Origin of the sequence: Halomonas terrestris (assembly GCF_049166755.1) — a bacterium.
In the GTDB taxonomy this organism is placed as follows: Bacteria; Pseudomonadota; Gammaproteobacteria; order Pseudomonadales; family Halomonadaceae; genus Halomonas.
Window position 1 is genome coordinate 73,696 of the sequence record NZ_JBMHFZ010000005.1, and the last position, 12,026, is coordinate 85,721.

Annotated in this window: 12 protein-coding genes; 5 read left to right on the top strand and 7 right to left on the bottom strand. The window is 69.2% G+C overall.

Annotated features, from left to right (window positions below; all coding sequences use genetic code 11):
- Positions 1–53: 53 nt before the first annotated feature.
- Positions 54–1,049 carry an adenosine deaminase gene (locus ACOMD9_RS06985; RefSeq protein ID WP_421413079.1) on the top strand — a complete coding sequence of 332 codons (996 nt, stop codon included), beginning with the start codon at positions 54–56 and terminating at the stop codon, positions 1,047–1,049.
- A 163-nt stretch (positions 1,050–1,212) separates the two neighbouring features.
- Complete coding sequence (locus ACOMD9_RS06990) at positions 1,213–1,401, top strand: hypothetical protein (protein WP_421413080.1); 189 nt, start codon at positions 1,213–1,215, stop codon at positions 1,399–1,401.
- A gap of 66 nt (positions 1,402–1,467) precedes the next feature.
- On the opposite strand, the gene ACOMD9_RS06995 is transcribed toward ACOMD9_RS06990, so the two are convergent.
- The 5 genes from ACOMD9_RS06995 to xdhA form a co-directional block, all read right to left on the bottom strand.
- Positions 1,468–1,956, bottom strand: a complete 489-nt coding sequence (locus ACOMD9_RS06995; RefSeq protein ID WP_421413081.1) for a PRC-barrel domain containing protein — start codon at positions 1,954–1,956, stop codon at positions 1,468–1,470.
- A 239-nt stretch (positions 1,957–2,195) separates the two neighbouring features.
- Entirely contained in the window at positions 2,196–3,515 is a 1,320-nt protein-coding gene (guaD, locus tag ACOMD9_RS07000) for a guanine deaminase (protein ID WP_421413082.1), read from the bottom strand.
- Positions 3,516–3,584: 69 nt separating this feature from the next.
- Positions 3,585–4,451 carry a xanthine dehydrogenase accessory protein XdhC gene (xdhC, locus tag ACOMD9_RS07005; protein ID WP_421413083.1) on the bottom strand — a complete coding sequence of 289 codons (867 nt, stop codon included), beginning with the start codon at positions 4,449–4,451 and terminating at the stop codon, positions 3,585–3,587.
- A complete protein-coding gene (gene xdhB / locus ACOMD9_RS07010; protein ID WP_421413085.1) occupies positions 4,451–6,940 on the bottom strand; it encodes a xanthine dehydrogenase molybdopterin binding subunit in 2,490 nt (829 codons plus the stop codon). The genes xdhC and xdhB overlap by 1 nt, the downstream gene beginning before the upstream one ends.
- On the bottom strand, positions 6,924–8,381 hold the full coding sequence (xdhA, locus tag ACOMD9_RS07015; RefSeq protein ID WP_421413086.1) for a xanthine dehydrogenase small subunit: 1,458 nt from the start codon (positions 8,379–8,381) through the stop codon (positions 6,924–6,926). Before xdhA ends, xdhB begins: the two co-directional genes overlap by 17 nt.
- A gap of 255 nt (positions 8,382–8,636) precedes the next feature.
- On the opposite strand from xdhA, the gene ACOMD9_RS07020 reads away from it, so the two are divergent.
- The 3 genes from ACOMD9_RS07020 to ACOMD9_RS07030 are packed head-to-tail and all read left to right on the top strand — an operon-like array spanning position 8,637 to position 9,770.
- Positions 8,637–9,254, top strand: a complete 618-nt coding sequence (locus ACOMD9_RS07020) for a TetR/AcrR family transcriptional regulator (protein WP_421413088.1) — start codon at positions 8,637–8,639, stop codon at positions 9,252–9,254.
- Between the two features lie 37 nt (positions 9,255–9,291).
- Positions 9,292–9,480, top strand: coding sequence for a hypothetical protein (locus ACOMD9_RS07025; protein WP_421413090.1), 189 nt, complete (start codon positions 9,292–9,294; stop codon positions 9,478–9,480).
- Entirely contained in the window at positions 9,465–9,770 is a 306-nt protein-coding gene (locus ACOMD9_RS07030; RefSeq protein ID WP_410280412.1) for a type II toxin-antitoxin system RelE/ParE family toxin, read from the top strand. Before ACOMD9_RS07025 ends, ACOMD9_RS07030 begins: the two co-directional genes overlap by 16 nt.
- 3 nt (positions 9,771–9,773) lie before the next feature.
- On the opposite strand, the gene arsJ is transcribed toward ACOMD9_RS07030, so the two are convergent.
- Together arsJ and ACOMD9_RS07040 are read right to left on the bottom strand one after the other, a co-directional pair.
- On the bottom strand, positions 9,774–10,991 hold the full coding sequence (gene arsJ, locus ACOMD9_RS07035) for an organoarsenical effux MFS transporter ArsJ (RefSeq protein ID WP_421413093.1): 1,218 nt from the start codon (positions 10,989–10,991) through the stop codon (positions 9,774–9,776).
- Complete coding sequence (locus tag ACOMD9_RS07040; RefSeq protein ID WP_421413096.1) at positions 10,988–12,013, bottom strand: ArsJ-associated glyceraldehyde-3-phosphate dehydrogenase; 1,026 nt, start codon at positions 12,011–12,013, stop codon at positions 10,988–10,990. Before ACOMD9_RS07040 ends, arsJ begins: the two co-directional genes overlap by 4 nt.
- Positions 12,014–12,026: the final 13 nt, after the last annotated feature.

Here is a 12,026-nt window from a genome sequence, read left to right on the forward strand (position 1 = left end):
CAAACGGTCAGTTTATTTCAGGATACGGTAAATGACCGTTGGAGAGGTGAGTCATGCGCGCGTTCCTCGAGGGCCTGCCCAAGGCCGAACTGCACCTGCATATCGAGGGCTCCCTGGAGCCCGAGCTGATGTTCGAACTGGCCGAGCGCAACCGGGTGCGGCTTCCCTACGCCTCGGTGGAGGAAGCGCGCGCGGCCTACGACTTCAGCGACCTGCAATCCTTCCTCGACCTCTACTACCGGGGCATGAGCGTGCTGCGCAGCGCCGAGGACTTCCACGACCTGGCCATGGACTACTTCCGCCGGGCCCACGCCGAGGGGGTGGTGCATGTCGAGATGCACTTCGACCCCCAGGCTCACCTGGCGCGCGGCGTCGACCTCGAGGTGGTGATGGAGGGGCTGAGCCTGGCGCGTCGCCAGGCCGAGCGGGAGCTGGGCATGTCCACGGCGCTGATCATGGCCTTCCTGCGGGACCGGCCCGCCGAGGAGGCCATGCGGGTGCTGGAGTGTGCCGCGCCCTACTGGGAAATGCTCGATGCCGTGGGGCTCGACAGTGCCGAGCGGGGCAATCCGCCGGAGAAGTTCGTCGAGGTCTTCCAGCGGGCGCGCCTGCTGGGGCTGCCGCGGGTCGCCCATGCCGGCGAGGAGGGGCCTCCCGAGTACATCCGCCAGGCGCTGGACCGGCTCGGGGTGTGCCGCATCGACCACGGGGTGCGCTGCCTGGAGGATCCGGCCCTGGTGGCCCGTCTGCGCGAGGAGGGCGTCGTGCTCACCGTCTGCCCGCTCTCCAATGTCAGGCTCCGGGTGGTCGAGCGGATGGCGGACCACCCGCTGCCGCAGCTTCTCGAGGCCGGCCTGAGGGTGACCCTGAATTCGGACGATCCGGCCTACTTCGGCGGCGGGATGCTCGACAACTACCTGGCCTGCTTCGAGGCCTTCGGCTGGTCCGAGGAGATCTTCGTCCAGCTCGCCGGCACCGCCATCGAGGCGGCCTTCGTCAGCGACGAGCGCCGCCTGGCCCTGCATCGCCAGCTGGCCGCCAGCGCCTGACCCGGCACCGGCATGCACGAAAACCCCCGGCGGGGCCGGGGGCGGGCGGTGTCGAGGCGTGACGGCCTTCGATGTCACAAGGGGAGCCTCGATGCAGGATGCGTCTCGGTGAATCCTCGCCTTCCGCCTGCTGGTGCCGCTGGCACTCACCTCGTGGCGCGGCGTGCAGCAGGCGATGGGCTTCACGGCCTGGCACTGGCTGCATCGGCTGGTCTATGTCTCGGCGGCGCTGGGGGTGACTCACCTGTGGATCCTGACCCGGGCCGACTACCGCATGCCGATGCTCTTCGCCGCCGCGCTGGCGGCCCTGACGGTGTTCCGGCTAGGGGATGCCCTGGTCCACCGCCGGTAGTGCCCGGGCCCGACGCGCGAAAGCCTGCCGGGGGCAGGCTTTCCGGGTGCCTCGATCGGTCGAGGCTCAGTCGCCGCTCACCGCATCGCGGGTGCGTTGCCAGGCGCTCTGGGCGCCTTCACGGGTGGATTCCCAGGCCTCTGCGGCGTTCTGGCGAGCCTGCTCCCACCAGTCCCGGTCATACTCGGGCAGCTCGCCCAGTTCCTCGGCCGAGGCGTCGACCAGAAGTCGGTAGACCGGCTCCCCGTCCTCCTCGGTGCGGGCATCCAGACGGTAGTGTTCGTTGTCGAGCACGATCTCGCGCCCGCCGAGGCCCAGGGTGGCACCGCTCTCGATCACCAGCGCCTGGACCTGCATGTCGTCGTCAAGCAGGACATCCTCGACATCCCCGATGCGCTCGTCGGGATCGCTCATGAGGTAGGCATCGGCGTCGAGGAGGGCATCGGCCGAGTAGAGGCCCTGGATGCCCGGGTCGCGCACTTCATCGGCCTGGGCCGCCATGCCCAGGCCGCCGGCGGCGAGGGAAAGGCTCAGTGCGAGCGTCGTCTTGCGCATGTCGCCATCTCCTTGGAAAGATCCGTTCGGCGGTAACGTCCGCGCTCCGCCAGGTGGGTGTTCCATGTCGTCCGCGGCCGGACATCCCCGGCATCCCGCGGTGAATCTCCGGCCTGCACAATCAAGGTAGCAGGCTCGTCCGGCCCGGGATGAAAGGAAGTTTATATAAATATTTCAATATGTTGTGTCCTGGTGTCGGGGGTGGCTCCGGCATCGTCGGGGCGCGCCATCGGGCGGGTTCATCCCTGGCGACGGTGCCGGCAGCGGCCGCCTGCCCAGGTCTCCAGCACGCTGCGGTCATCGCCGAGCATCATGAAGGCGAAGAGGCGCTCGCCCAGGGTCCGGCAGCGGGCATGGCGCCTGGCCAGCAGCGGGGTGGCGTCAGGGTCGAGCACCACAAAGTCGGCTTCCATGCCCGGCGCCAGGCGACCGATGCGGTGGTCCAGCGAGAGCGCCCGGGCGTTGCCCAGGGTCAGGCCGTAGAGGCCCTGCCAGGCGGTGAGCGGCTGGCCGCGCAACTGGCCCACCTGGTAGGCGGCCTTCAGCGTCGCCAGCCCCGAGAGGTCGGTGCCGCCGCCCACGTCGCTGGCATAGGTGATGTTGAGGCGCATGTCGCGGGCGGCCAGCCGGTCGAACAGGCCGCTGCCCAGGAACATGTTGGAGCTGGGGCAGAAGGCCAGGTTGGCGCCCCGCTCGGCGAGCCTGCCGCGCATCTCCTGGTCCAGATGGATGCCGTGGGCGAAGGTACTACGCGGGCCCACCAGGCCGGACTGCTCGTAGACCTCGAGGTAGTCGCGGCTGCCGGGAAAGAGCTCGGCGACCCAGTCGAGCTCGCCGGTGTTCTCGGCGAGGTGGGTCTGCAGCCAGAGGCCGGGATCGTTGCGCAGCAGCCCGCCGGTGGCGTCGAGCTGGGCCCGGGTGGAGGTGGGGGCGAAGCGCGGGGTCAGGCTGTAGCCGAGCCGACCCTTGCCGTGCCAGTCCCCGATCAGCCGCTCGGTGTCGCGGATGCCACCCTCGGTGTCGTCGGTGAGCCCCGCCGGGGCGTGGCGGTCCATCAGCACCTTGCCGGCGAGCATGCACAGGCCACGCCGGTGACTGGCGGCGAAGAAGGCGTCCACGGAGGCCGGGTGGCTGGAGCAGAAGACCTGGGCGGTGGTGGTGCCGACACGCAGCAGCTCGTCGAGGAAGGCCTCCGAGAGCCGCTCGGCATGTTCCCGTTCGGCGAAGCGGCACTCCTCGGGAAAGGTGTAGTCGTTCAGCCAGTCGAGCAGCTGGCGGCCGTAGGAGGCCATGATCTCCAGCTGCACATAATGCACATGGCTGTCGATAAAGCCGGGAACGAGCAATTTCCCCCGGTGATCGATGATGTCGATACCCGGGGGCAGGTCGGGCGCCAGGGTGGCGTAGTCGCCGATGGCCCTGATGCGGCCGTTCTCCAGCCACAGCGCACCGTCCTCGAGATGGCGAACGCTGCCCTCGGCCGGGGTATCGCCCTCGCCGGGGTCGGCATCGAAGCTCAGCAGTTCGGCGCGCAGCACGCGCGAGTCGGTCTTGGTCATGGGTTCGGGCTCATTCTCTTTTGGGGTCAGACCCCACAGCAAACTTTGGGGTCAGACCCCACAGGGAACTTAGGAGAAGTGCTGGCGCAGCTCGGCGGGGTCGAGGCCGCGCTGGTCGCTTCGCTCGGGCGTGTCGATCATCGGCAGCAGCTCGGCGAGGGCGGACAGGGCGATGGCGTAGGGGGTCTTGTCCCCGCCGGAGTCGCCGATGGGGCAGCGCACCCTGGCCAGGGCCGCGTCGTCATGGCCACCATCCCGCAGCCGCCCCTTGAAGCTGGCCCACTTGCTGCGCGAGCCGATCAGCCCCAGGGAAGCCGCGTCGCCGCGCCTCAGCAGGGCGTCCACCAGGGCACGGTCCTCGGCATGGTCGTGGGTCAGCACCAGGGCGTGGACGCCCGGTGGCAGGGCGTCCACGGCGGCCTGGGTGTCGGGGGCATGGTGGCATTCCAGCCGTGGCTGGTCGGATGCCCAGTCGGGAAAGGCATCCTCACGGCTGTCGTGCCACAGCACCCGCCAGGGCAGCGGGGCGGCCAGGCGCACCAGTTCCTGGCCGACATGGCCGGCGCCGAAGATCGCCAGGGTCGTGCCGCTGCCCGGGAACACCTCCAGCAGCACGTTGACGAAGCCGCCGCAGCACTGGCCGCTGCGCCCGCCCAGCGAGAAGGCTTCCAGGTACATGCCGGGCTCGGCCTTTCCATCGGATCCCGCCAGGTGCTTCCTGGCGGCCTCGATGGTCTGCCATTCGAAGGTGCCGCCGCCCAGGGTGTCATGGACCGCGTCCGCGGTGATGACCATCCGGGCGCCCGGCTCGCGGGGCGTGGAGCCAGCACTGGTGACCTGGGTGGCCAGGGCGTGGGGCAGGCCGTCACGCTGGAGGCGGTGCAGGGCCGCGTGCCAGCTTTCGGGTCGCTGTTCGCTTGCGGGGGCTCGAGCCATCACGTCGACTCCTTCTCCAGCGGCCGGGGGTCGTGCCGCGAGCGTGCGGCCTCGGCGGCCAGCAGCACCCGTTCCGGGGTGGCCGGGGTGTCGAGGCGCGGGGCCTCGCGGTAGTCCGCCAGGCTCGCCAGGGCGTCGCGCAGGGCCGACCAGACGCTGATTCCCAGCATGAAGGGCGGTTCGCCTACCGCCTTGGAGCGGTAGATGCTGGCCATGGAGTTGGGGTGGCCCTGGAGCAGTTCGACGTTGAACACCGGCGGCAGGTCGCCGTAGGTGGGGATCTTGTAGGTGGCCGGACCGTCGGAGATGAGCCGGCCGGCCTCGTTCCACTTCAGCTCCTCGCTGGTCAACCAGCCCATGCCCTGGATGAAGCCGCCCTCCACCTGGCCGAGGTCGATGGCCGGATTCAGGGAATCGCCGACGTCGTGGAGGATGTCGACCCGGTCGACCTGGTACTCGCCGGTCAGGGTGTCGACGCTGACCTCGGCCACGGCGGCGCCATGGGCGAAGTAGTAGAAGGGCCGGCCCCGGCCGGTCACGCGGTCGTAGTGGATCAGCGGAGTGGCGTAGAAGCCCTTCTCGGAGAGCGATACCCGGCCGAGATAGGCGGCCTGGAGCAGCTCGCCCCAGGGGATGCGCCGCTGGCTCTCGCCCACGCCTGCCACCAGGTGGCCGGCCTCCAGGCGCATGCCCTCGCGGTCGAGGTCGTACTCCTCGGCGGCGAAGTCGAACAGCCGCGCCTTCAGCTTCAGGCAGGCGTCCCGGGCGGCCATGCCGTTGAGGTCGGCACCGCTGGAGGCCGCGGTGGGCGAGGTGTTGGGCACCTTGTCGGTGCGGGTGGCGGTGATGCGCACCGTGTCGAGGTCCAGCGAGAGCTCGCGGGCCACCACCTGGCAGATCTTGGTGTGCAGCCCCTGGCCCATCTCGGTGCCGCCGTGATTGATCTGCACGCTGCCGTCGGTATAGACGTGCAGCAGGGCGCCGGCCTGGTTGAGGTGCTTGGCGGTGAAGGAGATGCCGAACTTCACCGGGGTGAGCGCGAGTCCCTTGCGGATCACCGGGCTGGCCGCATTGAACGCGGTGATCGCGTCGCGGCGCACCCAGTAGTCGCTGCTCGCCTCGAGGCGTTCGATCAGCTCGTGCAGCAGGCCGAGCTGCTCCACGGTCTGGCCGTAATGGGTGGTCTCGCGCCCGGGCCGGTAGAGATTGCGCTTGCGCACCGTCAGTGGGTCCTCGCCGATGCGCCGGGCGATGTCATCCAAGGCCGCCTCGATGACCATCATCCCCTGGGGGCCGCCGAAGCCGCGGAAGGCGGTGTTGGAGGCGGTGTGGGTGCGCGCCCGGTGGCCGGTCACCCGCGCCTCGCCCAGGGAGTAGGCGTTGTCGGCGTGGAACATGGCGCGGTCGACGATGGCGTCCGACAGGTCCGGGGAGTAGCCGCAGTCGCCGATCAGGGTCAGCTCGCCGCCCTGGAGCACGCCCGCCTCGTCGATGCCCAGGCGGTAGCGGTTGTGGAAGGGGTGGCGCTTGCCGGTGACGCGCATGTCCTCGGCGCGGGGCAGCCGCAGGCGCGTGGTACGGCCGGTGCGGCGAGCCACCAGGGCGGCGATGCAGGCCCAGGGCGAGGCCTGGGTCTCCTTGCCGCCGAACCCGCCGCCCATGCGACGCACCTCCACGGTCACCGCATGGAAGGGGATGCCCAGCACCTCGGCGACCAGCTTCTGGGTCTCGCTGGGGTGCTGGTTGGAGGTGTGGACCACCACGCCCTCGTCTTCGGTGGGCTGTACCAGGCAGGCCTGCCCCTCCAGGTAGAAGTGCTCCTGGCCGCCGACGAACTGCTCGCCCTCGATGACATGGGCCGCCGTCGCCAGCGAGCGCTCCCAGTCGCCGCTCTGCTGCACGTGGGTGGGACGCACGAACTCGCTGCGCTCGGCGGCGGCCACCGGATCGAGGCTCGCCGGCCGCTCGTCGATCTCGACGATCGCCGCCCTGACGGCTTCCCGGGCGGCGCGATGGCTCTCGGCTGCCACGGCGAACAGCACCTGGCCGGCATAGCTGATCTCGTCCTCGACGAAGATCGGGTCGCCGGGAAAGACCGGGCCGATATCGGTATGGCCGGGCACGTCGGCGAAGGCGACCACGTCCACCACGTCGGGCAGGGCGCGGACCTTGTCGAGGTCGAGGCGGGTGAGGCGGCCGTGGGCGACGGGCGATAGTCCCAGGGCCAGGTGCAGGGTGTCGGCGGGGGCGGCGATATCGTCGATATAGGCGGCGCGCCCGGTGACGTGCTTGACGGCACTCTCGTGGGCGCTGGCGCTGCCGGCACCGCCGTGCGAGATGGCGGGCTCGGTCTTGCGGGCGTCCGCCTGTCGGGCGAGGGGGCCGTCGCCCTTGATGCGACCCTGCTGCTCCTCGCGCACTCGTGTCGTGGCGTCATCGAGGTCGTTCGTAGCCCTGGACGGAGCATCCAGCTTAGTGAGCGTACGCATGGAGCATCACCTCCCGGTCAGAGTTGGCTTGCTGCTGCGCGATGACGAGGCGCAGCCGCTCGAGCAGGTTGGCGGCGGAGAGCCGGCGATAGTGGGCGCTGCCACGCACGTCGCTCATGGGCTGGAAGTCGCGACCGAGCGCGAGGCGGGCGGCCTGGAAGGCGGAAGGTGTCGGGGCCTGGCCCTCCAGGGCCGCCTCGGCCGCCATGGCGCGCCCCGGTGTGGCGGCCATGCCGCCGAAGCCCAGGCGGACCTCCCGCAGCACGCCCTTCTCGAGCTTCCAGCTGAAGGCGCCGAGCACCGCGGAGATGTCATCCTCCCTTCGCTTGGACAGCTTCCACACCCTGAGGTGTCGTCCCGGCTCGGGGCGGGGCAGGAAGATCGCCCGGATCACCTCGCCCCGGCGCAGGGCGGTCTGCTTGTAGTCGAGGAAGAAGTGGTCGAGCGGCAGCTCCCGCTCGCCCTCGGGGCCGGCCAGCCACAGGCGGGAACCCAGCGCCAGCAGCACCGGCGGGGTGTCGCCGATGGGCGAGGCGTTGGCGATGTTGCCGCCCAGGGTGCCGCGATTGCGGACCTGGGCCGAACCCAGCCGATGCAGCAGGTGGGCGAAGGCTTCGTGGTGTTCCTCTAGCAGCGGCTCGAGCCGTGAATAGGTGACCGCCGCCCCGATCCACCAGCCGGGCGTGCCGTCTGCGAGGGTGGCCTCCTCGATGATGCCGAGGGCGTCGACCCGGGTCACGTCGATCAGTCTCCCGAAGCGTTCCAGCCGCTGGGTGGTCTCGAGCCAGAGGTCGGTGGCGCCGGCGACCAGCCGTGCCTCCGGGTGGCGACGATACAGTTCGAGCAGTTCGGCCAGCGTGGTGGGCTGGGCGAAGAGGGCATCGACCGGTGCCGCGGGCCTCGGTGGCGCCGCATCGAGCCACCGAGGGCGTCGATCGGGGTGCTCGCCCATGGTCAGGGCGGCGTCGCGGATCGGACGGTAGCCGGTGCAGCGGCAGAGGTTGCCCCCCAGCGCCGCCTCGAGGCGCTGGGGCGTCAGCGGCGCCGGCGGCTCCTTGCCACCCCCATGCCGGCTTTCGTGCAGGGTGAACAGCGACATCACGATGCCCGGGGTGCAGAAGCCGCACTGGCTGCCGTGGCACTCGACCATGGCCGCCTGGGCCGGATGGAGCCGCTCGCCCTCGGCCAGGCCCTCCACGGTGACCAGGTGGCGGCCGTGGAGCTGGTGGGCGGGGGTGATGCAGGCATTGGCGCTGTGGTAGCGAACCCGGCCGTCAGGCCCGGCCTCGCCGATGGCCACGGTGCAGGCGCCGCAGTCTCCGGAGGCACAGCCCTCCTTGGTGCCGGTCCGGCCGAGGGTCTCGCGCAACAGCTCGAGCACGCTGGTGTCGGGTGAAGCCTCGGACTGGCGGGGTTGTCCGTTGAGCAGGAAGTCGATCATCGCCTCGTCTCTTGTTGATGGGGATGGCGGATGCCGTCAGGAAGCTGACCAATCGGTCAGGATATTTGTCAGCATGGTTCAGAAATGCCCGGTTTGCAAGCCCGTTTGCACCCCGCACGAGGGTGGTGCACTATCCCGAACACCGAGATGCCCGTGATGCGGGCCGGGACACGACATGGGGTTCAGAAAGTGTCGATGACGCAGTGGAAGACGCCTTCCGAAAGGAGCGTGAGGGAGCGGGGCGAAAGCAACGGCATGACGCGCGAGCGAAACGAGCGGGAGATCCTGGCGGCTGCCGAGCGGGTCTTCGCCCGGCATGGCTATCGTGGCGCGAGCCTCCAGGCCATCGCCGAAGAGGCCGGATTGCCCAAGTCCAACGTGCTCTACTACATGGGCAGCAAGCGCGGGCTCTACGTTCGCCTGCTGGAGCGGATGATGGCCCGCTGGAATGCGTTGCTCGATGACATCAGCGTCGACGACGACCCGGCCGAGGTGCTGGAGGCCTTCATCCGCAGCAAGATGCAGTTGTCGCGCCGCCATCCGGAGGGCTCCCGGCTGTTCGCCGCCGAGATCCTCGGCGGCGCGCCCTTCCTCCAGGAGTATCTCAGCGGCGAACTGCGCGACTGGGTGCAGGCACGGGCGCGGATCTTCGAGCAGTGGGCCGAGCGGGGGCTGATGGACCCGGTCGATCCGGTGTGGCTGATCTTCCTGATCTGGTCCGCCACCCAGCACTACGCCGACTTCGAGGCCCAGGTGCTGGGCATCACTGGCCGTGACGAGCTCTCTGACGCCGACGTGGAGCAGATCACCGCCTTCCTCACCCGGGTGATCCTCAAGGGGTGCGGGGTGAGACCGCCCGGGAGCAGGGCATGATAGAGTGTTGCCAGGCGCATGTTGAATAGGTGAAGCCATGAATACGGCCAAGGATGATGTGCGGCAACTGCTCGAGTCCCTTCCCGAGGACTGTACGATGGAAGACATCCAGTACCACCTCTACGTCGTAGAAAAGGTACAGAGAGGCAGTCAGCGTGCTGAGGCCGAGGGAGCTCTCAGCCAAGAACAGGTCGAGCGGAAGCTGGCAAAGTGGCTCGACCGCTAGCCTGGTCACCAGAAGCGCTCGAGGATCTGGAGCTCATTGCCGAGTATATCGAGCGAGATTCTGCCTTCTATGCGCGGGCTGTCGTGACCAAGTTGGTGGATACGGCTCGGGCGCTAGGTGAGTTTCCTGAGCTGGGCAGAGTCGTGCCCGAGCTTGGTGAGGCGAATATTCGTGAGCGCTTTGTCTATAGCTACCGCCTGATTTATCGCGTGGAGGCTGAGCGCATCCTGATTCTGGCCGTCATCCATGGGCGTCGTCTGTTGGAAAATACAGAGCGCTTCCCTCAATAGCCGTCACGCCTCCTTCGGCAGCGCCAGGCTGATCAGCACGGTGGCGGCGAGCATCGCGCTGGAGACCCAGAGGGTGGCGGTCAGCCCGCCCGCCAGATAGAGCCAGCCGGAGAGCAGGGTGCCGATCAGCCGCCCCATGGCGTTGGCCATGTAGTAGAAGCCCACGTCGAGCGAGACCCCGTCCGAGCGCGCCATGCGCACGATCAGGAAGCTGTGCAGGCTGGAGTTCACCGCGAAGACCGCGCCGAACAGCAGCAGCCCCCCCAGCAGTACCACCTGCGGCTGCACCTCCAGGAGCTGTCCTTGAAGACCCAGGGCGATCAGCGCCGGCAGGGTGGTGAGCCCCCCGGCCCAGGCGATGGCCGCACCGCGCCCCGCCGTGCGCCCGGTGATCCGCGGCGCGGCGGCCTGCACCGCGCCGTAGCCGATCACCCAGAGCGCCAGGAAGCCCCCCACCTGCCAGCTGTCCCAGCCGAATTGGGTGGCCAGGAAGACCGGCAGGGCCACCACGAACCACACGTCCCGGGCGCCGAACAGGCACAGGCGTGCGGCCGAGAGGATATTGATGGCGCGGCTCTTGGAGAGCATCTCGCGAAACTTCGGCTTGGCCCTGGCCCGGCCCAGGTCGCCATCCAGGCGCGAAAGCGACAGCGCCAGCACCGCGGCGAGCATCACCGCCATGGCCAGGATCGCCCCCTGGAAGCCGATCAGGGTCAGCAGCAGGCCCCCCAGGAAGAAGCCGACCCCCTTGAGGGCGTTCTTGGAGCCAGTGAGCAGCGCCACCCAGCGGTAGAGCGCCTGGTGGCCCTCCGCCCCCTGGGGCACCAGGGTCTTGATGGCGCTCTTGGCGCTCATCTTGTTGAGGTCCTTGGCGATGCCCGAGAGTGCCTGGGCGGCCATCACCCAGGGCACCGAGAGCCAGGCCACCGGCACCAGCAGCATGGCCAGCGCCACCACCTGCAGGCCGAGGCCCAGGTTCATGGTGCGGTTGAGCCCGAGGCGTGCCCCCAGCCAGCCCCCCACCAGGTTGGTCACCACCCCGAAGAACTCGTAGAAGAGGAACAGCAGCGCCACTTCGAGCGCCGAGTAGCCGAGCCCGTAGAAGTAGAGCACCACCAGCATGCGCAGGGCGCCGTCGGTGAGGGTGAAGGCCCAGTAGTTGCCGGTGACCAGCAGGTACTGGCGGATCTCCCGGGGCAGGGCGGCGACGCGGGCGATCATCCCGCCATGCCCACCTTGGCGGCCAGCTCCGCGGTGCGGCAGGCGTAGCCATACTCGTTGTCGTACCAGGCGTAGAGCTTCACCTGGGTACCGGCCACCACCATGGTGGAGAGCGCATCGACGATGGAGCTGCGCGGGTCGGTGCGATAGTCGATGGAGACCAGCGGGCGCTCCTCATAGCCCAGGATGCCGGCAAGCGGGCCCTCGGCGGCGGCCTTGAGCAGGGCGTTGACCTCCTCCTCGGTGGTCTCGCGGGCGACCTCGAAGACCATGTCGGTGAGCGAGGCGTTGGCCAGCGGCACGCGCACGGCGTGGCCGTTCAGCTTGCCGGTCAGCTCCGGGAAGATGGCGGTGATCGCCCTGGCCGAGCCGGTCGTCGTCGGAATCAGGCTCATCCCGCAGGCTCGTGAACGGCGGAGGTCAGGCTTTTGTGGAGAGCTGGGCGCATCCAGGATGGTCTGGGTGTTGGTGATGTCGTGGATGGTGGTCATGGAGCCGTGGCGGATGCCGAGCGTCTCGTGGATCACCTTGACCACCGGCGCCAGGCAGTTGGTGGTGCAGCTGGCCGCGGTGACGATGCGGTGCTCGGCCGGGTCGAAGAGGTGGTCGTTGACGCCCATCACCAGGTTGAGCACCCCCTCGTCCTTCACCGGGGCGCTCACCACCACGCGCTTGACCCCCTGGTCCAGGTAGGCCTGGAGCTTGTCGCGGGTCTTCACCTTGCCGGAGGCCTCGATCACCACGTCGCAGCCGGACCAGTCGGTGCCTTCGATCTCGCGGTTGGCGGTGAAGGCAATGCGCCGGTCGGCCACCCTCAGGGCATTATCCTCCGCCGTGATATCATCGCCGCCGCCGGTCCACTGGCCGTGCACCGAGTCGAACTGCAGCAGGTGGGCGAAGGTGGCGGCGTCGCCGCCCGGGTCGTTGATCCGCACGAACTCGAGGTCCGGGTGCGTCCAGCCGGCGCGCAGCGCCAGGCGGCCGATGCGGCCGAAGCCGTTGATGCCGATCCTGACCGTCATGGGAATCTCCTGT